Origin of the sequence: Parashewanella hymeniacidonis (genome assembly GCF_016900895.1) — a bacterium.
GTDB classification, from domain to species: Bacteria; Pseudomonadota; Gammaproteobacteria; order Enterobacterales; family Shewanellaceae; genus Parashewanella; species Parashewanella hymeniacidonis.
Genome location: NZ_JAFEUN010000052.1, coordinates 1 through 24,744 on the forward strand (window position 1 = coordinate 1; position 24,744 = coordinate 24,744).

The following is a 24,744-nucleotide window of genomic DNA, read 5'->3' on the forward strand; positions in this document are numbered from 1 at the left end:
CTTAAAGAAGGATGGATAGCTGTACATTACCCTTTAAAGAGGAGCTAAATGAACCGCCCTGTGCGGAGCCGCATGCAGGGTGGTGTGGGGGCTGAGGGTTAGAGACCCTCGGCTACCCGATTATGTGTTTGTTAATTAGGAACTACTCGAAGACCAGCAAATCCGTTTACTGACTTCGAAGAAGGTTACATTGTATCTTTCCTGCATCACTGTCCTCAGTGGTATAGCTAGGTACGGAATAACCAGCCTAAGAAAAAGTATTCTCATTGACAATCTACAACAGGGGATTATTTACGACGAAAGTAGGCGATGATGACAGGGCTGGTATACATAAATGTCTCTGGGGAAAGTGCATAGAATCCCAAATACATTAGTAACCCTGAAAAACTTAAAACCTCTTTGATAACATCCTGCGACAAATTGAACACCTCTTATTAGTAGTTGTGCCTACACTTATCTGACTTGGTGGTGACACTTAACCAAGGCCAAATATGAGCATCTAAGGCTACTCATAAAAGAAGGGAATACTTTACATAAAAATCAGAGGGTTAACAAACAAATCTTTGCATTTCAGGGAAAGAGGTAAATATGTACGTGTCATAAATGACACATAACGCCCGCTTAACAGGCAAATGCTGGTTGGCTATAATCCGAAGCGCAGCGTAGGAGCCAACCAGTATTTGTCTTTGTTGAAGCGCTTGTTAGTTTGCTAACCATATACCTATTTCTTCACTTTTACTTACAACATTGTAAACATTTAAAGTTGGAGAATAGTGCAAAATAGCTTTGACAGGTCTCTCTTCATTTAAGTCACCTTTTTCGCCAGTATAGATAGCTATACCTTTAAGTAGTATATCTAAATAACCATCATCATTTAAGTCAACCAAGTGGCTTTGTAATAAACCACCTTTGATATAGATTGAATCATCATGTTGATCATAAAGCTTTAGAGTTGTCCCTAGTAGGTCAATACCACCATTACCCTTAGATGTAATGGAAAATGAATAAGATGTAGAAACCCCATTTCCGATATCTATTGATTTCGTAAGTTCATCTGATTCAACTGAACCAGCTTCTAAAGTGTTTTCAATTTCAACTGCTTCACTTTCAGTTATCAATTGAAATTCATTGCTCATAGCAATTTTAGAAAACATTAAAACAAGTATTAAGATAAAAAGTTTCATGAATATATCTGTGCAAACTAACAGCTTATTAGAAGGAAAAAATCCTGCTTTTACACATCAGACCATTTCCTTTTCTATTTTTTTAATGTAACCAAAATAACATGAATAACTTCATGATTTCAATCACTAACAGAATATCAATAAAAATACTACGTGAGTGAAAGCGGGAATTAATCCTTTTTTCCGGTGGAAATGAGGAATTTTTCAATTACTGTATAAATAACCATGCGATTTTTTTGAATTTTAAATTAATTATGAAGTTCAAACTAATGATTTAAGCTGAGTGTTCTTTTCACCTAAAAAACTCAGTTGAACGCTAAATCATTTTTTAAACTTATGAAAGAAAATAAGGCTCTTCGTCGTTTAGTGTGGATTTAATGTTATTACCTCTTGGGTGAATTGCTCTACGCTCACAAGCTGGCCCAAATTGCCGTTATCTGCGTTAGAACATTTGCAAGTAGAATAACTACTTGCTGCACGCTCTCTGCCTTGCTAACGCTAATTTCTCTGCTTGAGAACGTACCCAACTGAGTTTTCTAGGTTGAAGCGGTTAAAATCGTTTCTGAAACAAATACCCTCGGTCTGTGGCTAAATCAATAACGGTTTTACGTCCAGAATCTGTACGATATCCAAAAACAAAGACTGAACTGCCTTGACCTTCTACATAAACCAATGGCGCATCGTGAACGGCATGTTTGCAATTCATGAATTCAATAGCTCCGCGATAAAACCCATAATCGATGTCTTCAAGGCTTAATTTACCCCGTAACACACAGCCCTCAAAAACACCGTCAAAACCAGACCCTGTGATTCGGCCATTTGATGATATGGTTAAGGTAGCGTCATCTTCATTATAAGTTCCAGCCAATTCATTAAGTTCGATGAAATAATTTTGTTTTTCAAAGCGATGGCTTATCGATTGGCCAATATCTTCAAAATCATCTTGCAGTGTGCCTGAGATGGTTCCTTGATCGTTTTGAAAGTTGACGTTAACGACAGAGCGTTCGTCGATTAATGATTTAGGGATGTGTTCATCGTTACTGAATTGATAGGCGTTGCCACCACAGACAAATAAATCTTCAGCATTAGTTCCAATTACTGGACCTATATCGGCGGTAAAACGTTCACCAAAATCAATGATTCGAAGACCATCATTTTCGTCTACGGTGAGAATAGAGTCTGAATCTATGCCTTTGTATATGCCATTGTGATCACGTAAGCGTCGATTATCATATCGATACATATCTTCATCAGAGCATTGGCTAGCAGGGCGATTATTATTGTTAGATAGGTTATGAGTATCCTCACTGCAACCCAAAAGTGCAAAAGCCATTAATGTCGACAAAGTCCATGTCCGTTTCATCTTTACTCCGCAGTAGTATAAAAACTCTAAATTTGATGGGGTTAGGTTAACAATGATTAAAAAATAAGACAATTGAAATGGCGGAGCATTTGATGGAAAAATTTGGGAGTAACGTAAAATTAAAAAGGCAGTCATTCTTTGAGTAAGATTGACTTCCTTTATTAAAATTTTAATCTGCTTTTTTACTCGATTCTTCTAAACGGCCATGAGGAATGTCTAGATCTAAGTCAGATTGAGGTTTGCAGCAGCAGGGGAGGCATTCGCCTTCTTCTAAACTGGCGAGAGGTTCATGAATATAAGAAACCTCTCCGCTGTTTATTTTGGTTTTACAAGCACCGCAAAATCCACTGCGGCACTCAGAAAACACATCTACTGCTTTTGATTCAAGCGCATTGAGTAAGGTCGTTTGTTCATTAAAAAGTAGAACCGGTTGACCTTGTAAACTGACAATGGGCGCTTTTTTATAAATCAAAGTCTTCGAACTCACTTTCATCAATTGATGAATCGATCTGGCCAACGAGATAAGAAGATACTTCAACTTCTTGTGGTGCAACTTGAACTGCATCACTTTCTAACCAGTTTTTCATCCATGGAAGCGGGTTAGACGTTTGCTCATAAGGTTGATCAAGGTTTACCGCTTTCATGCGTTGGTTAGTGATGTATTCAACATACTGGCAAAGAATTTCTTTGTTCATACCAATCATTGAACCATCTTTAAAGAGGTATTCAGCCCATTCTTTTTCTTGCTCAGCTGCTTTAAAAAATAAATCGTAAGCTTCTTGTTCACATTCTTTTGCAATCTCCGCCATTTCTGGATCTTCTTTCTCAGATTGCATAATGGTGAGAATGTGTTGTGTACTGTTAAGGTGCAAAGCTTCATCACGTGCAATCAGACGGATAATTTTCGCATTACCTTCCATAAGCTTGCGTTCAGCAAACGCAAATGAGCAAGCAAAACTCACATAGAAGCGGATTGCTTCAAGTGCATTGACGGACATCATACAAAGGTAAAGTGCTTTCTTGAGTTGTCGCAAGCTGACTGAAACATCTTCGCCGTCGATACGATGTGTGCCTTCACCGAACAATTCATAAACTTGAGTCAGTTTAATTAAATGATCGTAGTAGGCCGAAATATCGGTCGCACGTTTTAAGATTTCTTGGTTAACAACGATATCATCAAAAACTAATGAAGGGTCATTAACAATATTACGAATAATATGTGTATATGAACGACTGTGAATGGTTTCTGAGAAAGACCATGTTTCAATCCAAGTTTCTAACTCAGGAATCGATACAAGAGGCAAAAACGCCACGTTTGGTGAACGACCTTGAATAGAATCGAGTAGAGTTTGATATTTTAAATTTGAAATGAAAATGTGTTTTTCATGATCAGGCAGGGCTGTGTAATCAATTTTGTCTTTACTTACGTCAACTTCTTCAGGACGCCAGAAAAAAGATAACTGCTTTTCAATTAGCTTTTCAAAAACTTCATATTTTTGTTGGTCGTAACGGGCAACGTTTACAGGTTGTCCAAAGAACATTGGTTCTTTTGTTGCATCGTTAGGTGTTTGACAAAAAGTACTATAGGTCATGAGTTCTGTTTCCAAGCGGGACAAGCCCGATTTTTAAACTAATTTGGTAAATTAGGGATTACCCAAACTACTTGGGTAATCCAATATAAGAATTAGATCTTACATGCACCGCCAGCGCAGCCGTCATCTTCTTCTTCAACGCTGGTAATATCATCAAGCTGATCCGATGCTCCATCTCGGGTGTTATGATAATACAACGTTTTGACACCTAATTTGTATGCGGTCAATAAATCCTTTAATAACGCTTGCATAGGTACTTTACGATCTGCAAATTTCGCTGGATCATAGTTTGTGTTTGAAGAAATCGCTTGGTCGACAAACTTTTGCATAATACCAACAAGCTGCAAGTAACCTTCGTTGTTAGGCATTTGCCATAACAATTCATACTTGTCTTTTAGTTCATCAAAATCTGGTACTACTTGTTTTAACTGACCATCTTTACTGGCCTTTACACTGATCAAGCCGCGTGGAGGCTCGATACCATTTGTTGCGTTAGAGATCTGCGATGAAGTCTCTGAAGGCATTAATGCTGAAAGTGTTGAGTTACGTAGACCGTGTGTTTGAATTTCGGTACGTAATGTTTCCCAATCTAAATGCAGCTCTTCAGAACATACTTTGTCTAAATCACGCTTGTAAGTATCAATCGGAAGAATACCCTTTGAATAGGTTGTCTCATTAAATAATGGACAAGCTCCGTATTCTTTTGCCAAGTTCATTGACGCTTTCAATAGGTAGAATTGAATCGCTTCAAATGTCTTATGCGTGAGGTTATTTGCACTGCCGTCTGAGTATTTCATGTTGTTCTTTGCAAGATAATTTGCAAAGTTAATCACACCAATACCTAACGTACGACGGTTCATTGAAGCCAATTCTGCAGACTTAATTGGGTAATCTTGATAATCAAGTAGGTTATCCAGTGCGCGTACTGCTAAGTCAGATAACTCTTCAATTTCAGATAAGTCATCAATTGCACCTAAGTTAAGTGCAGAAAGCGTACAAAGTGCAATCTCACCATTTGGATCATCAATATTGCTTAAAGGCTTAGTTGGTAGCGCAATCTCAAGACATAAGTTGGATTGACGTACCGGAGCAACTTTAGAGTCAAATGGACTGTGTGTATTACAGTGATCTACGTTTTGAATGTAAATACGGCCTGTTGACGCACGCTCTTGCATTAGAAGAGAGAATAACTCTGAAGCTTTAATGGTCTGACGACGAATGCTTGTGTCTGCTTCATACTTTGTATAAAGACGTTCAAATTCATCTTGATCTTCAAAGAATGCATCGTATAAACCCGGTACGTCAGAAGGACTAAACAATGAAATGTTTTGCTTTTTAATCAAACGAGAGTACATGGTTTTGTTGATTTGAACGCCGTAATCTAGGTGACGAATACGGTTATCTTCAACGCCACGGTTGTTCTTAAGAACAAGCAATGACTCAACTTCTAGGTGCCAGATTGGGTAGAATAGGGTAGCGGCACCACCACGAACTCCACCTTGTGAGCAAGACTTAACGGCAGTCTGGAAGTGCTTGTAGAATGGAATACAACCAGTGTGAAATGCTTCACCACCACGGATTGGGCTACCAAGCGCACGGATACGACCCGCATTAATACCAATACCAGCACGTTGGCTCACATATTTAACGATTGCCGAAGAAGTTGCATTGATTGAATCTAGGCTATCATCACATTCGATCAGTACACATGAGCTGAACTGACGAGTAGGTGTACGTACACCAGCCATGATTGGTGTTGGTAATGAAATTTTGAATTGTGATGCCGCATCATAGAAACGCTTGATGAAATCAAGACGCGTATCTTTTGGATAGCGTGAGAATAAGCAAGCAGCTACGAGTATGTATAGGAACTGAGCGCTTTCATAAATTTCGTTAGATACTCGGTTTTGAACCAGATATTTCCCTTCTAATTGCTTAACGGCTGCATAAGAGAAGTTCATATCACGCCAATGATCGATATAGCTGCCCATCTCATCTATCTCTTCACGAGTATAGTCTTCTAAAATGTGCTTATCGTACTTACCTAAGTCAACCAGACGAGTAATTTGGTCATATAATTTTGGTGGCTCAAATTGACCAAATGCTTTTTTACGCAAATGGAAAATTGCTAAACGAGCAGCTAAAAATTGGTAATCAGGCGTTTGCGGAGAGATTAAATCTGCCGCTGCCTTGATGATAGTCTCATGAATTGCTTCTGTAGGAATACCATCAAAAAACTGGAGATGAGAACGAAGTTCTACTTCAGAAACTGATACATTGTTCAACCCTTCGGCTGCCCACGTAATTACGCGGTGGATCTTATCGAGATCGATCCTTTCTCTCTCACCACTTCGTTTAGTTACTGTTAAATTGCTGTTCATTTAAGATGTGCCTTGGTTCGTATATCTATCAGCAAGACTGCTGGGTGCCCATGTAAATCTTTCAAGCTGCAATACCATTGGCGAGTTAAGGCAATATGCGGGATTTGGCGTTTTTTACAACCACAACTCTAGGTGCTCGATTAAGTCTACTACACAAGATATAGTGTTTATGTTTTCATTAGATACAAGATAGTGAGGTTTGACTCATTTTGCAAGTAGTATATGTTGGGGTTATCTTGTGGATAACTTGAGTGTAATTCTTACAGTTAGTAACGGCTAACCCCAGACCTTTTCCCAGTAAAACGCTGCAATACTATCGTCGATAATTTACGCTAAAAAAATAGATTTTTTAATAAGTTAAAATTTTGTTAAACACAAAGTTTTAGTTTTTAAACAATGGTAAAAGATCAAGGGGATCTTTGATCGAAAGATCGGCATTCCAACTCTCAGGGGTGTCTTTTTCACCAATATATCCCCATTCAACAAGCACCGAGATCATACCCGAATTATTCGCTGCATCAATGTCTCTTTGAGCATCACCTAGGTATAAAATATTGTCAGGTTTACATTCAAGTTGTTGTGCAGCTAAAAGCATGGGAGCAAGCTCAGGTTTCTGAACTTTTGTACTGTCACCAGATACAATACATTTTAGTTTATGAGTTAAATTCAGTTTGTTGGTCAGCGTGCGAGTAAATCTTGCGGGCTTGTTCGTTACAATACCAAAAGGGATATCAATAGATGTGAGTAATTCTAAAAATTTATCTAAGTTTTTAAATAGTCTGCCTTTATCACCATTAACCTGTTGATAATGACTTAGCATGCTCAAACGCACATCAAAATGAACACTCTCTGTTTGATCTGGCAACGCTGTTTGTACCATGACTAGACTGCCATGAGAAGCAGCGGGTCTCAACTTGGTCTCATCACAAGGTGTAAAGCCATGTTCCTGTAAACTCAGGTTTAATGCATGAACTAAATCAAGCGCGGTATCAACAAGAGTACCGTCTAAATCGAACAGTATTCCGGCTATTTTTGTGTTGGTATTCATAAGGCTTTTTGGCAAGCAATCATGTAATTAACGTCTAGGCTATTGGTATAGCTAAAGACTTCAGTAAGAGGGTTATATTTAACACCTAAGGCATCAAAACAACTTAACTCTGTATGTTCTGCTAATTTAATGAGCTCCGAAGGCTTAATGAATTTTGAATGATCATGAGTACCAACAGGAAGCATTTTTAGAACGTACTCAGCTCCAACAATCGCTTGAATGTATGACTTTATATTACGATTAATCGTCGAGAAAAATACAAATCCACCAGGTTTCACCATATCGCAACACGCTTGAACAACAGAAAGTGGTTCAGGAACATGCTCAAGCATCTCCATACATGTAATGACATCATAATGCTCACGATGGTTTTCACGATGCTCTTCAGCAGTGATTTGCAAGTATTCAATTTCTACTTGGCTTTCGAGAGCGTGAAGACGAGCAACTTCTAATGGTTCTGTACCCATATCAAGTCCTTGAACCTTAGCTCCCAACTTCGCCATTGACTCTGAAAGAATACCGCCACCACAGCCAACATCAAGAACTTGCTTACCGAAAAGACCTTGGGCTTTTTCGTCAATATAATTTAGGCGAAGTGGGTTTAATAAATGCAGTGGCTTGAACTCACCGTTTGGATCCCACCATGTTGCCGCCATACTTTCGAACTTAGCGATTTCTTCCTGATCTACATTTTGATTGTTTTGCATGTTCAAGCCTGTTTTAAGCGATGCTAAATAGAAAGACACATTATATACCTATATATGGAATTTATTGAAAGTAACTCGTGACTAAATAGTTCGAAATATAAGCAGTTAATCAAAGAATTTTTAACGTTAAAGCAAGACTTTATAAGACTTGCAGGTAATTCGGTCAATATCTGGTCTTTTGTAATACTTTCAGGTCTAGCAGCTTTAAATAACTGTGTTAGAATGAGTCTCTTGTACTGTTAATAAGTACACTAAGTTAGTAAAGTACGACTATAAATTAATTTTTGGGCTCGACAGTGACACGGAAGCAAGTGTCGTCAGCAAAATATCAGGAGAGCGAGCGGTTTATGACTGATCTGGCATCATCTATTTCGCCAATTAATATTGAAGATGAATTAAAAACTTCATATCTCGATTATGCGATGAGTGTAATTGTAGGTAGAGCACTACCTGATGTACGAGATGGCTTAAAGCCTGTGCATCGTCGTGTTCTATTCGCAATGAACGAATTAAAGAACGACTTTAATAAACCTTATAAGAAGTCTGCACGTGTCGTTGGTGATGTGATCGGTAAGTATCACCCTCATGGTGATTCAGCAGTTTATGACACAATCGTTCGTTTGGCTCAGCCATTCTCAATGCGTTACACATTAGTAGACGGTCAAGGTAACTTCGGTTCTGTAGATGGAGATTCTGCAGCGGCAATGCGTTATACCGAAATTCGAATGAAGAAGTTATCGCATGCTTTATTAGCAGATTTAGATAAAGAAACCGTCGATTACGTACCAAACTATGACGGTACAGAATTTATTCCAGCTGTTTTACCGACAAGAGTTCCTAATCTATTGATTAATGGCTCATCAGGTATTGCGGTTGGTATGGCAACCAACATCCCACCACACAACTTAAATGAAGTTGTGCAAGGGTGTTTAGCCCTTATTGAAAATCCTGAAATTACCATCGATGAATTGATGGAATACATTCCAGGCCCTGATTTCCCAACTGCTGCGATTATTAATGGTCGAAAAGGCATTATTGATGCTTACAAAACAGGCCGTGGTCGTGCAGTAATGCGTTCACTTGCCACCGTTGAAACTGCAGATAATGGTAAAGAAACCATTATTGTTACTGAAATCCCATATCAAGTTAACAAAGCACGTTTAATCGAAAAGATTGCTGAGTTGGTTAAAGATAAGAAAATTGAAGGGATCAGTGGCCTACGCGATGAGTCTGATAAAGACGGCATGCGTATTGTTATTGAGATTAAACGTGGTGAAGTTGGTGAAGTTGTTTTAAATAACTTATACGCACAAACTCAAATGCAAAGTTCTTTTGGTATTAACATGGTTGCATTGACAAATGGTCAGCCAAAGTTATTTAACCTAAAAGAAATGATTGAAGCGTTTGTTCTTCACCGTCGTGAAGTGGTAACGCGTCGTACAGTATACGAATTACGTAAAGCTCGTGACAGAGCTCACATTCTTGAAGCGCTTGCTGTAGCTCTTTCAAACATTGATCCTATTATTGAGTTAATCAAAAACTCTCCAACTCCTGCTGAAGCGAAAGTAAAGCTTATTGCACAAGGTTGGGCGTTAGGTGATGTTAAAGGCATGCTTGAAAAAGCTGGTGATGATGCTGCGAGACCTGAATGGCTTGAAGATGAGTATGGCATTCGTGATGGTCAATACTATCTAACTGAGCAACAAGCACAAGCCATTCTTGAGCTTCGTTTGCATCGTTTAACCGGTCTTGAACATGACAAAATCATTGCTGAATATGAAGAACTGTTGGAACTAATTGCTGGCTTGTTACACATTCTTCGTAGTCCACAACGTTTGATGGAAGTGATTAAAGAAGAGCTTGAGCAAGTAATTGTTGAGTTTGGTGACGAACGTCGCACTGAAATTAATCAAAACGAAGTTGATATGAGTCTTGAAGACTTGATTAACGAAGAAGATGTTGTTGTTACGTTATCTCATACGGGATATGCGAAGTATCAACCGCTAACGGATTACCAAGCCCAACGTCGTGGTGGTAAGGGTAAAGCGGCTACAAAAGTGAAAGACGAAGATTTCGTTGAGAAGCTGCTAGTTGCCAATACTCACGATACGATTTTGTGTTTCTCTGACTTCGGTAAGATGTATTGGTTAAAAGTTTATCAATTACCTTTAGCGAGCCGTACTGCTCGTGGACGCCCAATTGTTAACTTATTGCCTCTTCAAGATGGTGAGCGTATTACGGCAATTTTGCCTGTGCGTGAATATTCTGAAGACAAGTATATTGTGATGGCAACCGCTCACGGTACCATTAAGAAAACTGCGTTGACGGCATACAGTAACCCTCGCTCTAACGGTATTATTGCTGTTAACCTACGAGATGATGACCAATTGATTGGTGTTGATATTACCGAGGGTGACGATGAAATTATGTTGTTCTCTAACGCCGGTAAAGTCGTTCGTTTCGGCGAAAAAGTTCGTGACCATGAAACGGGTGAAGTGAAGCGTGATCCTGAAACGGGTGATGAGGTACTATCCCTTCGTCCGATGGGACGTACAGCGACTGGTGTTCGTGGTATTAAGCTCGAAGATGGCCAGAAAGTTGTATCATTAATTGTTCCTAAAGATGACGGTGACATCTTAACCGTAACTGAGAATGGTTATGGTAAGAGAACAGTATTAAGTGAGTATCCTGCTAAGAGCCGTGCGACGAAAGGCGTAGTGTCTATCAAGGTTAGCGAACGTAACGGCGATGTTGTTGGTGCTGTTCAAGTTACTGGCCATGATGAAATCATGTTGATCAGTGATAAAGGAACCCTTGTTAGAACTCCAGCTGAAGGTGTTTCTACCATTGGCCGTAATACGCAAGGTGTTACCATCATTCGTACTGCTGAGGGTGAGAGTGTCGTTGGTTTACAACGTATTGATGAAATACAAACTGATGATGAAGAGCTTGAAGGTGAAGGTATTGAAGGCGAAGTAACAGAAGCTGAAAACACTGAAGCATCAACTGAAAGTGACTCAACAGGAACTACCCCAGAAGAATAAGTAATCTACAATTAAAGAGCGCCTTGTTTGGCGCTCTTTTTTTACCTGAAATAGAACAATGAGGTAAAGGAATGACTAAGGTTTTCAATTTCTGTGCTGGTCCTGCAATGATCCCAGAGCCAGTTTTAAAAAAGGCACAATCAGAACTTTTAGATTGGAATGGACTCGGTACATCAGTAATGGAAGTGAGCCACCGAGGTGCTCCTTTTAAAGCTCTTGCAATACAAGCGGAATTAGATTTACGTGAACTGATGAATATTCCTGATAATTACCATGTATTATTTATGCATGGTGGTGGTCGGGCTCAGTTTGCTGCTGTTGTGAATAATTTTCTTGGTAATGGTGGTAAAGCCCTATATTTAAACTCAGGAATTTGGTCAAGAATTGCAGAAGATGAAGCAAAACGATTAACATCAGATGTGCAAATCGATTCGATTGATATCGTTAATAAGGTTAACGGCTGTAGTCAGGTAGAGCTGCCAGATTTCGATGAAATAGACGGCGATTATCGATATTTACATTATTGCCCTAATGAAACAGTAGATGGTATCGAAATTTTTGATGATATTGATTGTCCATGGCCTGTTATTGCAGATATGTCGTCGAACATCCTATCTCGTGAAATGGATGTTTCAAAGTTTGCAGTTATCTATGCGGGAGCGCAAAAGAACATAGGTCCATCAGGTTTATCGATTGCTATTGTTCGAGATGATATGTTGAAACTGCCATTCTTACCACAGGCGACGATCTACGATTATCGTGCTCAGGTGAAAGACGAGTCAATGTATAATACACCTCCAACTTTCGCTTGGTACTTAGCAGCTGAAGTCTTTAAATGGCTAAAGTCAATAGGTGGTGTAAAAGCAATCGAAAAGCATAATCGTGATAAAGCCGCATTACTCTACGATGCTATTGATACTGTAAATGGTTTTTATAACGATGTTCATGCAAATAACCGTTCATTAATGAATGTGACTTTTAAACTTAATGATGACAGTCAAAGTGATGAGTTTATTAAAAAGTCTGAAGCTGAAAATTTAGTCGCACTGAAAGGTCATCGATTTGTGGGAGGTATGCGTGCAAGTATCTATAATGCGATGCCAAAAGCAGGTGTGGAAAAACTTGTTTCATTTTTAAAAACGTTCTATACCCATGATACTTGAAGATGCATGTTTCAGGACTTTCTCAGCGCCAATTCTTTGAGGCGCATTAGCGAAGGAATATCGGGATTCTTCCGAGCTAATGTAACAAAGAAGAATTGTCGCTGAGAAGTCCACGCAGTGCGAGTTGCACAGCGTGTTACTCTGTGTTGCCAGTGCTAACAATAGCTCACTATTGCCGCACACTGTCGCCTTGATTAACAAGCTGTGCATTCTCGCTGAAATCGAGCATCTTCAGGTATCATGGGTATAATTTAACGTATTCTCAATTATTAGCTATAGTTTTTATATGATTTTTTAATTTAATTTGAATGATAATGAAAACTATAGTTAAAACTTGTTTGTTCTCTTTATTTATATGGGTAACTTTAGCAGGATGCGATGATACTGATGTATTCTTAAAAAAAGAAGAAAAACCATCTGCAGTTTTTGGTGGTGGTCCCATTTACATAACACCTTCAACCTCTTTACCTGAGCTAAAAAGATCAGGATTTGGGACACTCATCAACTGGACTATCCATGTACATGAAAATGGTGACTTAAATTTCAATGAAGAGTTTGCTATTATTTCTGATGGTGCTTATATAGGAAACCAAACTTATCCTAACTATTCTAGTAATCTCAACAGCCTAAGTGAGCCTGATTCCAGTATTGTAAGGCTCGAATTTGGCTTAAGTGCCGCTGGCTCTCCGACTTATTCGAATATCAAAGCTTTAGTAAATTGTTCTGAAGCATATTGTGGTACAGGAAGAGGAAGTATTCTTTACAAGAATTTTAAAGCACTGAAAGATAAATTTCCCTCACTGGTAGCACTCAATAATGATGATGAATCAGAGTATGATCTTGAGTCATCTGTGGCATTTCATAAAATGCTGGCAGATCTTGAAATTAAAACTACGATCGTTCCATATGCATTAAAAGAGTTCTGGAAAAGCTTAGTTGTAGAGCTTAATCAATACAAAGCAGGCACAGTTGATAGAGTTTACTTACAAGCTTATGACGGCGGAACTGGAAATGACCCATGTTCGTGGGACTTTGGTGTTGCAGTTTATCCTGGATTATCTTCATCAACGAAAAATCCCGAAGAAGTTGCTGAACAATTAAAAAATTGGAAAATGAATTGCCCAAATACTGTGAAGGGCGGCTTCATGTGGCTTTACGATGACTTTCAAAATAGTGCGTTAGTCGAAGAGTATGCCCATGAAATTAATGAGGTGTTCAAGTAAGTAATAGGTATTACTTTCTGTCATTAAAGAGTTTTTTGTTTCCATGCTCTCGTCATCTCTTTTCTACCCATTGGGCCTTCAATTTGGTCGAGCTTAAAGCCAAGAGATTTGAGATCTCTCTTGAATTGACCATTGGCACAATAAGTCACAATCAACCCATCATCTTTCAACAAGGACTTACACTTTTGTAATGTTTTGATGTGCCATGCATCTGGTTGCTTACTTGGGGCAAAAGCATCATAAAAAATAATATCAAAAGGTGAGGTCGTTTCAGGTAAATCTTCTAGCTTTGACTTTACTTTATGCAGTCGAAAACTGGATGTAAGCTGCTCTTCAGTATTCCACTGAGCTTGATGAATTTTTGAAAAATATACATTAAGTTCATTGTTGAATATCTTTCCATGATTAAGTGAGTCAATGATATCGAATGGGAGAGGACAAGGCTCAGTGGATACATAGTCAATATGAATTCCAGATTGAATGGATTCTTTTAGTGTTAGGACTGTATTTAAGCCCGTGCCAAAACCGAATTCTAATATTCTAATTAGGGTGTGTGATTGAGTTTGCTTCGAGGCTAAAAAATAACGAAAGCCATTTTCAATATAAACGAATTCTGACTCCGTCAGGGCACCGTTATATGCATGGTATGATTCATCGAGTTTATTATTATAAACCGTATGTGAACCATCTTTAGTAAGTAATAATTCAACTTTCGACATGGAAAACTGGATTTAAATTAAATTTGAGAGGCCAAAGCCTCTCATTAATGGAATTATATAACTTTTGCTACTGAATCTGCGATGTAACTGACATTATCTTCAGTGATGCCAGCGATACTGATACGACTCGAGTCGACCATATATATACTAAACTCATCTTTTAATTGAGTAACTTGAGCTTGATTTACACCTAAGAAAGAAAACATACCTTTTTGATTGGCTATAAAGCTAAAATCACGGTCACTTTGCTTAGCATGTAATGCATCAACTAAAATTTTACGATTACCGTTGATACGGTCACGCATCACTTTTAATTCATCTAGCCATTGTTGGTTAAGTTCAGACGAGCCAAGAATCGTTTCTACAATAGCCGCACCATGTGCAGGTGGCATTGAATATAAACAACGTACAACATAGAGTAAAACAGAAAATGCGATATCAGCTTGTGCAGTATTTTTACTAATAATGGAACATGAACCGATACGTTCACGATATAAGCCAAAGTTTTTAGAACATGAGCTGCATAAAATCATATTTTCAACAGCTGCAGCCATTTTACGCACACCGTATGCATCTTCAACTTCATTAATACCGAAGCCTTGGTAGGCCATATCAATAAGTGGAGTAAAGCCAACGTCTCTCGTTAGTGCGACAACTTGATCCCATTGGGCTTTAGTCAAGTCCATACCACTAGGGTTATGGCAACATGCGTGTAAAAGCACAAAGTCATCTTTACTGACTTGCTTTAGGCATTCAATCATTTCATTGAACTTGAGCGTTTTGTTGTCGTAATCGTAATACGGATAAACTTTAACGGTTAAACCCGCAGTTTCAAATAAACCTGTATGGTTTGCCCAAGTTGGGTCACTTACCCAAATCACTGCATTTTTTTTACAGCGGGTGATGAAGTCTGCTGCTACACGTAAAGCGCCAGTACCACCAGGAGTGGAAACAGTACGTACACGGTTTGAATCAATGACTTGATGATCTGCACCAAAATTAAGTTCAGTGATTAAGCTATTGAAATCTTGTGATCCCGTTGGACCAATATAAACTTTAGTTTCTTCAGTCTTAAGGCGATGTGCTTCAGCCGTTTTCACACATTCAAGAATTGGCGTATGACCTTGAGGATCTTTATAAACACCGACACCTAAATCAACTTTGGAAGGGTTAGGATCTTGTCGATATTGGTTGAGTAATCCAAGAATGGAATCAGCAGGTAAAGGGCTAAGGTTTTCAAACATCTTTAATGTTACCTATATTTTTATTGTGCATATTTACACTAAGCTTAACATATACGATCTTTTGCTAATAGATGGTCTTCTATTGTCGATTAGATAATTAATACAACTGACTGGCTAAAGATTGTGCTTGATTGTTTACAAATCACTTGCACCTATAGAATACATAGGTGATTCTTAAGCTCTCCTGTTTCTAATCTAACAAACATTATCGAATATGAAACAACTTAAGTTAGATCAAATCACCAAAGTAAATGGTGAGATCAACATTCCTGGCTCTAAAAGTATTTCTAATCGTGCGCTTCTTTTAGCCGCTTTAGCTGAAGGCACAACTAAGCTTACTAATTTACTAGATTCAGATGATATTCGATATATGCTGCGTGCACTTAAGCAATTAGGTGTGAATTACCATTTGAGCGACAACAATACTGTTTGTGAAGTTCAAGGCTTGGGTAAGAGTTTAAGCGCAGAAAATGCGCAAGAGTTATACCTTGGCAATGCTGGCACAGCAATGCGACCACTCTGTGCAGCTTTGACGTTAGGTAAAGGCGAATTTGTGTTAACCGGCGAACCAAGGATGGAAGAGCGTCCAATTAAAGATTTGGTTGATGCTTTGTTGCCACTAGGGGCGCAAGTTGAGTATTTGAAAAATGAGGGCTATCCACCAATAAAAATTGAAGCTGATGGATTAAACGGTGGCGAAGTAAATATTTCTGGTTCTTTATCTAGCCAATTCCTTACGGCTTTGTTGATGACCGCACCAATGGCTAAATCTGATATCACTATTAACGTGATTGATGAATTAGTTTCTAAACCTTATATCGATATCACCTTAGCCTTAATGGCTCGTTTTGGAATTGAAGTTGAAAACGAAAGTTATCAGCGCTTCATTATCAAAGGTGGTCAATCCTATCAATCACCTCGTGAGTTTTTTGTTGAAGGTGATGCATCTTCGGCATCATATTTTTTAGCTGCTGGGGCAATTCAAGGTGGTACCGTTAAGGTAACGGGCGTTGGTAAAGACAGTATTCAAGGCGATACTGGTTTTGCACACGTACTTGAGGATATGGGCGCAAAAATCGAATGGGGTAGAGATTACATTAAAGCTTCGAAAGGTGAGCTTAAAGCAGTAGACTTTGATGCCAACCATATTCCTGACGCTGCAATGACGATTGCAACGGCTGCATTATTTGCCAAAGGCACGACAAAAATCCGTAATATTTACAACTGGCGTATTAAAGAAACTGACCGATTAGCGGCAATGGCTACTGAGCTGCAGAAAGTCGGTGCAAAAGTCGTTGAAGGTTATGACTTTATAGAAGTTACAGCACCTAAAGAGATAACGCACGCAGAAATCGATACTTATAATGATCACCGTATTGCTATGTGCTTTTCATTAGTAGCTTTTGATCGTGTAGGTGTAACTATTAATGACCCAGATTGTACTGTGAAAACATTTCCAACATATTTTTCTGAATTGAAAACGCTAGTGAAAAATGGTGATTAATCTACAATCAGTGACATAACACGCTGTTTTATTAAAATCTTCTGATTTTATAAGAATGATCATGTAAAATGCCTGCGCTTAATTTCGTGGGTATTTTTTTGAACTAAACTAAATTTTCTAAATCTAGTTCTATGTTAAGAATTAACTATCATGAATGATGTATTCTTTTGGAGGATTTATGTCTGAACGGACTCCTGTAGTTACGATTGACGGGCCAAGTGGGGCAGGTAAAGGTACTATTTGTCATTTGTTAGCTAAAAAGCTTGGCTGGCAATTATTAGATAGTGGTGCTATTTATCGAGTTCTAGCATTGGCGTCACTTCATCATAACGTCGAACTTGATAATGAAGAAGCTATCAGTTTATTAGCCGCTCATCTTGATGTTCAGTTTTTAGCGGGCAACGACGGTGATGCGATTAAAGTAGTGTTAGAAGGTGAATCAGTCACTAATGATATTAGAACACAAGAATGTTCGAATGCTGCTTCAAAGATTGCGGCATTTCCAAGAGTGCGAGAAGCACTTTTAAGGAGACAACGTGCATTTCAAACTGAACCTGGTTTGATTGCAGATGGTCGAGATATGGGAACCGTTGTATTCCCGGAGGCGCCAGTTAAAATTTTCTTAACCGCATCGGCTGAAGAAAGAGCTGAACGTCGCTATAATCAGTTGCGGGACAAAGGCTTCGATGTTAAAATCGACCGTCTTTTGGCTGAGATAAAAGAGCGGGACGACCGCGATATGAATCGTGCTGTTGCTCCACTTAAACCAGCTGATGATGCCTTAGTTGTTGATACAACGGGTATTAATATAGATAACGTGCTTGAAATTGTTTCACAGCACATTGAAAAGCATTTATCAAAATAGATAATTCTGTTTATTTTGGTAAGACTTCATATCAAGGATGATGTGAATGATATTAACTGACTCCATGTTAAGGACTAGCATGGTTTATTACTTAAAAGTAAATTTAAAATGACTGAATCTTTTGCTGATCTGTTTGAACAATCCCTAGAACAACTTGAATTCCGCCCAGGCTCTATTGTACGTGGTACTGTAGTAGCTATCGAAAACGGTATGGTTCTTGTTGACGCAGGTTTGAAATCTGAATCTCCAATCCCAGCTGAACAATTCAAGAACGCTGCAGGCGAACTTGAAATCGCAGTTGGTGATGACGTAGATGTTGCTCTTGACTCTGTTGAAGACGGCTTTGGTGAGACTCAATTGTCTCGTGAAAAAGCTAAACGTCATGAAGCATGGATTGTTCTTGAAAAAGCATACGAAGACGCTGAAACTGTTATCGGTGTTATCAATGGTAAAGTTAAAGGCGGTTTCACTGTTGAATTAAACGGTATCCGTGCATTCTTACCAGGTTCTCTAGTTGACGTTCGTCCAGTTCGTGACACTGCTCACCTAGAAAACAAAGAACTAGAATTTAAAGTTATCAAGCTAGATCAGAAGCGCAACAACGTTGTTGTTTCTCGTCGTGCTGTTATCGAATCTGAAAGCAGTGCAGAGCGTGATGCTCTTCTTGAGAACCTTCAAGAAGGTCAAGCTGTTAAAGGTATCGTTAAGAACCTTACTGATTACGGTGCATTCGTTGATCTTGGTGGTGTTGATGGTCTATTACACATCACTGACATGGCTTGGAAGCGTGTTAAACATCCATCAGAAATCGTTAATGTTGGTGACGAGATCAACGTTAAAGTTCTTAAGTATGACCGCGAGCGTACTCGTGTATCACTAGGTCTTAAGCAACTTGGCGAAGATCCATGGTTAGAAATCAGCAACCGTTACCCAGAGAACACTCGTTTAACTGGTCGCGTAACTAACCTAACTGACTACGGTTGTTTCGTTGAAATCGAAGAAGGCGTTGAAGGTCTTGTTCACGTTTCTGAAATGGATTGGACTAACAAGAACATCCACCCATCTAAAGTTGTTAACTTGGGTGATGAAGTTGAAGTTCTTGTTCTTGACATCGATGAAGAACGTCGTCGTATCTCACTTGGTCTTAAGCAATGTAAGACTAACCCATGGGATGACTTCGCTTCAAAATACCAAAAAGGTGACAAAGTTAGCGGTAAGATCAAATCTATCACTGACTTCGGTATCTTCATTGGTCTTGACGGTGGCATCGACGGTCTTGTTCACTTATCTGACATTTCTTGGACTGGTACAGGCGAAGAAGCTGTATCTGAATACAAGAAAGGTGACGAAATCAACGCAGTTGTACTTTCAGTTGACCCAGAGCGTGAGCGTATCAGCTTAGGCGTTAAGCAAACTGAAGACGATCCATTCAATGCATACTTGGCTGACAAGAAGAAAGGTACTATTGTTAATGGTACTGTATCTGCAGTTGACGCTAAAGGTGTTACAGTTGAATTGGCTGAGTCTGTTGAAGGTTACATCCGTGTTTCTGACATCTCTCGTGACCGTATTGAAGACGCATCAACTGAATTCTCAGTAGGCGATGCTGTTGAATCTAAGTTCATGGGCGTTGATCGTAAGAACCGCTCTATCAGCCTATCTATCAAAGCGAAAGATGAAGCTGAAGAGAAAGAAGCACTTGCGACTGTTAACAAGCAAGATGATGCTGTTATGAGTAATGCAATGGCAGAAGCGTTTAAAGCTGCTCGTAAGTAAATTGCTTAAGGGGAGTAGTAATGCTCCCCTTAACGTTGTTTGGCTTGATAAAAGAGGATAGCTAGGATGACAAAATCCGAACTAATCATTAAACTCGCCAGCAGGCAGTCTCTGCTTTCGGCGAAAGAAGTTGAAAATGCCGTCAAAGAAATGTTAGAGCAGATGGCTGATACATTAGAAGGCGGAGATCGTATCGAAATCCGTGGATTTGGCAGTTTTTCACTTCACTTTCGTGCGCCTCGTACTGGTCGTAACCCAAAAACTGGTACTTCAGTTGAACTGGATGGCAAGTATGTGCCACATTTCAAGCCTGGCAAAGAGCTGCGCGAACGTGTTGACGCAGTCAACATATAAAACGTTTTAATTAAAAAGCCTCCAGTTGGAGGTTTTTTTATGTCTAAAAACAGGCTTTTGACTAGCATGATTTTATATTTTCAAAGATAATCTTATATTAAGGTTGATCACAGTAAATCGCTGTCGATAAGTTTTTAAATCATTAGGGTGTTCCAATATCGCACTATCCAAGGCAAAGCATGAGCTTTAAGTCAATGCTATGTAATTGGAAGGAAGATGAAGTAGTGAACTGATTGTGGGCACCAGAAAGTGAATTAATCCTAAAGCCAGCAACTTCAAACACGGAGATACAGGTGAAATCATTTTTTATAACAGTTGTTGTTGCATTGTGCTTTATTTTGGCATTAATTTTTGGTGCTCAAAATGAACAAACGGTCACCATCAGTTATTTTATCGCTAAAGGCGAATACAAGTTACCTATGGTACTGGCGGTTGTTTTCTTATTAGGTTTCACCATCAGTTGGTTATTTGCTGGGTACCAAATATTAAAACTGAGAGTCACTTTACGCCGTGCTAACAAAAAATTAGCTTCACTCGAAGAAGTAACTTCAACAAAAGACGAAACATAATATGTTAGAAGTTTTGTTCTTGCTGCTGCCTATTGCTGCCAGTTATGGTTGGTATATGGGAAGAAGGAGTATGCGTCATCAGCAGCAAAAAAAACAAAAAACGATAAATAAAGATTATTTTACAGGTTTAAACTTTATCCTTTCTAATGAATCAGACAAAGCAGTTGATTTATTAGTTAATTCTTTGGATGAAGATAGCAGTAATATTGATACTCATCTTTCTCTTGGCGCATTATTTAGAACCAGAGGTGAAGTTGATCGTGCGATTAAAATTCATCAAGGGCTCATCGAGCGTTCAAGCTTAAGTACTGATTTACTCGAACTTGCAATGCTTGCGCTTGCCAAAGATTATCTTGCGGCGGGATTTTATGACCGTGCTGAAGATATTCTTGTGAGTTTAATAGAACAAGCAGAAGACACTGATGAAGCAGAAACTTTTCTCATTAGTTTATATCAGACAACTAAAGAGTGGCGGAAGGCCATCAATGTCATCAAAGGTATGTCTAAGGAGAAAAGAAAAGCTCAACTTTCTGTTCTAGCACATTATTATTGCCAACTTAGCCTTGAATCGAAAGAACCTGCAACTCGAGTGAAGTTGTTAAAACAGGCCCTAAAATACGACCATCATTGTGGTCGAGCCGTATTGGAATTAATAAAAATATCCAGTGCAGATGGTGATTACAGCAGTTTTAAAAAGTTTCTATACGTTCTATGGGATGCAGACATTGAACTGGTTGCTGATTCACTCGATGTTGCACTTGAAACGTTCAAGCAGAATGACGATTTAAAAGCTTATAAGATCTTTTTGCAAGAGGCGCTTTCTAAAGGTGCAGGAGCCTCTGTAACTATCGCACTGGTTACTCTGCTCCAAGAACAAGAAAAGCTCAATGAGGCTGAACAATTATTACTGGACTCCCTTTATACTCACCCAACAATGAAAGGCTTTAAGCAATTAATGCACATTCATGTACAGCAGGCTGAGGAAGGTGATGCTAAGCAAAGTTTAACCATGTTAGAAAAGTTAGTTGAGCAGCAAATACGTTACCGTCCAAGTTATCGTTGCCAGCAATGTGGTTTTCCTTCACATACACTGTATTGGCATTGCCCATCATGTAAGTGTTGGGGCAAAATCAAACGTATCCGTGGTTTGGATGGTGAATAAAAAATAACCCCCTACAAATAGATTACTAAGAGAATAATAATGACCAACAAAGTTGTAGTTGCCTTAGATTATGATAATAAAGCTGATGCATTAGCATTAGTGAGTCAGTTAAACCCTGAAATGTGTCGTTTAAAAGTGGGCAAAGAGATGTTCACTCTATTTGGTCCAGATTTAGTCAAAGAAATTCAAGCTCAAGGTTTCGAGCTATTTTTAGATTTAAAATTCCACGATATTCCAAATACAGTTGCTAAAGCGGTTCGAGCTGCGGCAGAGTTAGGTGTTTGGATGGTTAATGTTCATGCATCTGGCGGCAAAGCTATGATGGAAGCTGCAAGAGCGGCGTTAGCGCCTTACGGTAATGATGCACCTTTACTGGTTGCGGTTACGGTACTTACCTCTATGTCTGACGATGAACTACCGCTAATAGGTGTAAACAAAACAGCAGATGAACAAGTGGTTCATCTAGCGAATCTAGCAAAGACAGCAGGGTTAGATGGTGTAGTATGTTCTGCACAAGAAGCTAAAGCACTAAAAGCAGAATTAGGCACTGGTTTTCAATTGGTTACACCAGGTATTAGACCAGCAGGAACTGATTCGGGCGATCAACACAGAATTATGACTCCTCAAAAGGCCGTCGCTGCTGGTGCAGATCATTTAGTAATTGGTCGACCGATAACTAAAGCAGAAAACCCACTTAAAGCACTTGAAGATATTTATCACTCAATTAATTAGTATCACGATGAATCATGATGGAGACAACAATGTTCAATTTCGAAGATAAAAATGTTGTAGTAGTTGGCGGTACTTCAGGCATTAATTTGGGTATCGCACTGAGCTTTGCTAAATCTGGTGCAAATGTTGTTGTCGCAAGTAGAAATCAAGAAAAAATTGATGCTGCGGTCGCTGAACTCGCCAAAGTCAATTCATCAGGAGCTCATTTTGGCGTGAGCTTTGATGTCAGAGACTTGGCTGCAGTCCAAGCAGGTTTTAGCATCATTGCCGATAAGTTAACAACGATCGATATACTTGTTAGCGGTGCAGCAGGAAATTTCCCTGCCTTTGCTAAAGATCTCAGTGAGAATGGCTTTAAGTCAGTTATGGATATTGATTTGCTCGGTAGTTTTCATGTGTTGAAGCAAGCTTATCCGATAATGCACCGAGGTCATGGTAGTATTATTCAAATCTCTGCTCCTCAAGCTTATCTTGCAATGCCAATGCAATCACACGTTTGTGCTGCGAAAGCAGGTGTTGATATGCTCACGCGTACATTAGCATTAGAATGGGGCAGAGAAGGTATTCGAATAAATTCAATTGTACCTGGCCCAATTGAAGGTACTGAGGGTTTTAACCGCTTAGCACCTAGTGAACAAATTCAAAAGCATGTGGCGAAAAGCGTACCATTAGGACGAAATGGTCAAAAAGATGATATCGCAAATTGTGCACTCTTTTTAGCCTCAGAATACTCATCTTATGTCACAGGTACGGTCATTCCTGTAGATGGAGGTTGGTCTCTTGGTGGGGCAAATGTTGCGCTAGCAGAATTAAGTAAATTAATGCCGAGTTAGAGCGTTAAAGTTAGAGAGAAAGAAGCAATGGCAAATGCATTACAAGAACAGCTTTTAAAAGCTGGTTTAGCAAGTAAACAGAAAGTTCGCGATATTAAAACTAAAAAGCGTCGTGACCGTAAACAAAAAATTGATGACGGTTCAGCGGATTTAAAACGTGAAATTGAGCAAAAACGACTTGAACAGGCTGAGAAAGATAAAGCACTTAATGAGAAGCGCTTCGCTGAAGCGACAGAAAAAGGGCAAGTTCGTTCACTCATTACAGAGTTTAACAGGCGAGCTATTTCTGTTCCTAATGACGCTGAAATTAAGTTTAACTATACATTAGCGAACAAAGTACATTCTGTTTATATAAACGAGGAATTACAAAAGCAATTGCTCAATGCAAAGCTTGGTATTGTCCGTCACGAAGACAAAACATTTATTGTACCGTTTAAGCTAGCTGAACGAGTCAACTTATTAGTTCCACAATGGTGTGGGTATTTAGCGACAAAGAATGAAGATATTGAGGTTGTTGAAGAAGATGATTTATATGCAGATTATGTCATTCCAGATGATTTAATGTGGTAATCGTCTAATTTGAGAGCTACATAAGGTAGCTCTTTTTAATCCAAGATTTGTTTTTCATAGCTATACTTTTCGTATTACGATTTTGAAGTGAATAATATTTACTTTCGTTAAGGAAAAGCTATGTCTAAACAGATTGCATTTTCACACCTTCTCGTTAGCTCTGCATTGTTACTATTCTCTACGCATATAGCAGCACAAGAATTAAGCCCTTATGTGGATGCTCATGGTAACATTTCAAATCCTAAAAATGTCGAAGATACATGGAGTCACCTTGGTGCTTACTTTGTCCAAGATGCGAAAGACCATCAAGCATTCGATGCACACCAAGTTTACATTCAAAAACAGTTTCTTGATTTTTTCCGTAAGACTGGAAAGTTCAAAGATGGAACTGTTTTAGTCAAAAGAGTTTTTGGTACGACTAATAAATCATTTACCACGGGTAAGGGGTATTTCGCAACCAATCCTAAAGTGACTTTTGTTATGGTTAAAGATTCCAAAAACACATTTAAAAACAACAAAGCTTGGGGAGAAGGTTGGGGGTGGGCATTATTTACAAATGAGAGCCCAATGAAATCAACGACAACAAATTGGAAAGGAAGCGGTTTTAATAACTGCTACGGCTGTCATTTACCGGTGAAAGATAATGATTGGGTGTATACACAAGGTGATCAACAAACAAACTTAGGAAAATAAAAAAAAGGGTGCATTTAC

22 protein-coding genes are annotated in these 24,744 nt (G+C 38.9%); 13 read left to right on the plus strand and 9 right to left on the minus strand.

Annotation, left to right across the window (positions count from 1 at the left end; genetic code table 11):
• Positions 1–701: 701 nt before the first annotated feature.
• The 7 genes from JQC92_RS11660 to ubiG all read right to left on the minus strand — a co-directional run bounded on the left by JQC92_RS11660 (position 702) and on the right by ubiG (position 8,275).
• Entirely contained in the window at positions 702–1,184 is a 483-nt protein-coding gene (locus JQC92_RS11660; RefSeq protein WP_204999818.1) for a hypothetical protein, read from the minus strand.
• A gap of 550 nt (positions 1,185–1,734) precedes the next feature.
• Entirely contained in the window at positions 1,735–2,547 is an 813-nt protein-coding gene (locus JQC92_RS11665; RefSeq protein ID WP_204999819.1) for a hypothetical protein, read from the minus strand.
• 169 nt (positions 2,548–2,716) lie between these two features.
• The gene (gene yfaE / locus JQC92_RS11670) at positions 2,717–3,040 is read right to left on the minus strand and encodes a class I ribonucleotide reductase maintenance protein YfaE (protein WP_204999820.1); all 324 of its coding nucleotides are present in this window, start codon (positions 3,038–3,040) and stop codon (positions 2,717–2,719) included.
• On the minus strand, positions 3,009–4,139 hold the full coding sequence (gene nrdB / locus JQC92_RS11675) for a class Ia ribonucleoside-diphosphate reductase subunit beta (RefSeq protein WP_204999821.1): 1,131 nt from the start codon (positions 4,137–4,139) through the stop codon (positions 3,009–3,011). Before nrdB ends, yfaE begins: the two co-directional genes overlap by 32 nt.
• A 92-nt stretch (positions 4,140–4,231) precedes the next feature.
• On the minus strand, positions 4,232–6,520 hold the full coding sequence (nrdA, locus tag JQC92_RS11680) for a class 1a ribonucleoside-diphosphate reductase subunit alpha (RefSeq protein WP_204999822.1): 2,289 nt from the start codon (positions 6,518–6,520) through the stop codon (positions 4,232–4,234).
• A gap of 382 nt (positions 6,521–6,902) precedes the next feature.
• Complete coding sequence (locus JQC92_RS11685; RefSeq protein WP_204999823.1) at positions 6,903–7,568, minus strand: HAD family hydrolase; 666 nt, start codon at positions 7,566–7,568, stop codon at positions 6,903–6,905.
• A complete protein-coding gene (gene ubiG, locus JQC92_RS11690; RefSeq protein WP_204999824.1) occupies positions 7,565–8,275 on the minus strand; it encodes a bifunctional 2-polyprenyl-6-hydroxyphenol methylase/3-demethylubiquinol 3-O-methyltransferase UbiG in 711 nt (236 codons plus the stop codon). Before ubiG ends, JQC92_RS11685 begins: the two co-directional genes overlap by 4 nt.
• Positions 8,276–8,622: 347 nt before the next feature.
• Between ubiG and gyrA the strand changes: the two genes are divergently transcribed.
• From gyrA to JQC92_RS11705, 3 genes are all read left to right on the plus strand, one after another.
• Complete coding sequence (gene gyrA, locus JQC92_RS11695) at positions 8,623–11,319, plus strand: DNA topoisomerase (ATP-hydrolyzing) subunit A (protein ID WP_204999825.1); 2,697 nt, start codon at positions 8,623–8,625, stop codon at positions 11,317–11,319.
• 71 nt (positions 11,320–11,390) lie between these two features.
• The gene (gene serC / locus JQC92_RS11700; RefSeq protein ID WP_204999826.1) at positions 11,391–12,482 is read left to right on the plus strand and encodes a 3-phosphoserine/phosphohydroxythreonine transaminase; all 1,092 of its coding nucleotides are present in this window, start codon (positions 11,391–11,393) and stop codon (positions 12,480–12,482) included.
• A 314-nt stretch (positions 12,483–12,796) separates the two neighbouring features.
• Entirely contained in the window at positions 12,797–13,705 is a 909-nt protein-coding gene (locus JQC92_RS11705; protein ID WP_204999827.1) for a hypothetical protein, read from the plus strand.
• 23 nt (positions 13,706–13,728) lie between these two features.
• Here JQC92_RS11705 and mnmC2 read toward each other — a convergent pair whose 3' ends face one another.
• Both mnmC2 and JQC92_RS11715 read right to left on the minus strand, forming a co-directional pair.
• Positions 13,729–14,424 (minus strand): tRNA (5-methylaminomethyl-2-thiouridine)(34)-methyltransferase MnmC2, encoded by a 696-nt coding sequence (gene mnmC2, locus JQC92_RS11710; RefSeq protein WP_204999828.1) that lies wholly within the window; start codon positions 14,422–14,424, stop codon positions 13,729–13,731.
• Positions 14,425–14,477: 53 nt separating this feature from the next.
• Positions 14,478–15,668, minus strand: a complete 1,191-nt coding sequence (locus tag JQC92_RS11715) for an amino acid aminotransferase (RefSeq protein ID WP_204999829.1) — start codon at positions 15,666–15,668, stop codon at positions 14,478–14,480.
• A 214-nt stretch (positions 15,669–15,882) separates the two neighbouring features.
• Here JQC92_RS11715 and aroA point away from each other — a divergent pair, with 214 nt between their 5' ends.
• From aroA to JQC92_RS11765, 10 genes are all read left to right on the plus strand, one after another.
• Positions 15,883–17,172 carry a 3-phosphoshikimate 1-carboxyvinyltransferase gene (gene aroA, locus JQC92_RS11720; protein ID WP_204999830.1) on the plus strand — a complete coding sequence of 430 codons (1,290 nt, stop codon included), beginning with the start codon at positions 15,883–15,885 and terminating at the stop codon, positions 17,170–17,172.
• A gap of 178 nt (positions 17,173–17,350) precedes the next feature.
• The gene (gene cmk, locus JQC92_RS11725) at positions 17,351–18,037 is read left to right on the plus strand and encodes a (d)CMP kinase (protein ID WP_204999831.1); all 687 of its coding nucleotides are present in this window, start codon (positions 17,351–17,353) and stop codon (positions 18,035–18,037) included.
• Positions 18,038–18,145: 108 nt separating this feature from the next.
• Entirely contained in the window at positions 18,146–19,813 is a 1,668-nt protein-coding gene (gene rpsA / locus JQC92_RS11730) for a 30S ribosomal protein S1 (RefSeq protein ID WP_129947600.1), read from the plus strand.
• 66 nt (positions 19,814–19,879) lie between these two features.
• Positions 19,880–20,167 (plus strand): integration host factor subunit beta, encoded by a 288-nt coding sequence (gene ihfB / locus JQC92_RS11735; RefSeq protein WP_129947599.1) that lies wholly within the window; start codon positions 19,880–19,882, stop codon positions 20,165–20,167.
• Positions 20,168–20,460: 293 nt separating this feature from the next.
• On the plus strand, positions 20,461–20,736 hold the full coding sequence (locus tag JQC92_RS11740) for a LapA family protein (protein ID WP_129947598.1): 276 nt from the start codon (positions 20,461–20,463) through the stop codon (positions 20,734–20,736).
• A gap of 1 nt (position 20,737) precedes the next feature.
• A complete protein-coding gene (gene lapB, locus JQC92_RS11745; protein WP_204999832.1) occupies positions 20,738–21,898 on the plus strand; it encodes a lipopolysaccharide assembly protein LapB in 1,161 nt (386 codons plus the stop codon).
• Between the two features lie 39 nt (positions 21,899–21,937).
• A complete protein-coding gene (pyrF, locus tag JQC92_RS11750) occupies positions 21,938–22,630 on the plus strand; it encodes an orotidine-5'-phosphate decarboxylase (protein ID WP_239480531.1) in 693 nt (230 codons plus the stop codon).
• Between the two features lie 14 nt (positions 22,631–22,644).
• Positions 22,645–23,463: an SDR family oxidoreductase gene (locus JQC92_RS11755; protein WP_204999833.1), complete on the plus strand. Its 819-nt coding sequence runs from the start codon at positions 22,645–22,647 to the stop codon at positions 23,461–23,463.
• 27 nt (positions 23,464–23,490) lie between these two features.
• A complete protein-coding gene (locus JQC92_RS11760) occupies positions 23,491–24,033 on the plus strand; it encodes a DUF2058 domain-containing protein (RefSeq protein ID WP_204999834.1) in 543 nt (180 codons plus the stop codon).
• Between the two features lie 120 nt (positions 24,034–24,153).
• On the plus strand, positions 24,154–24,726 hold the full coding sequence (locus JQC92_RS11765) for a cytochrome P460 family protein (protein WP_129947593.1): 573 nt from the start codon (positions 24,154–24,156) through the stop codon (positions 24,724–24,726).
• Positions 24,727–24,744: the final 18 nt, after the last annotated feature.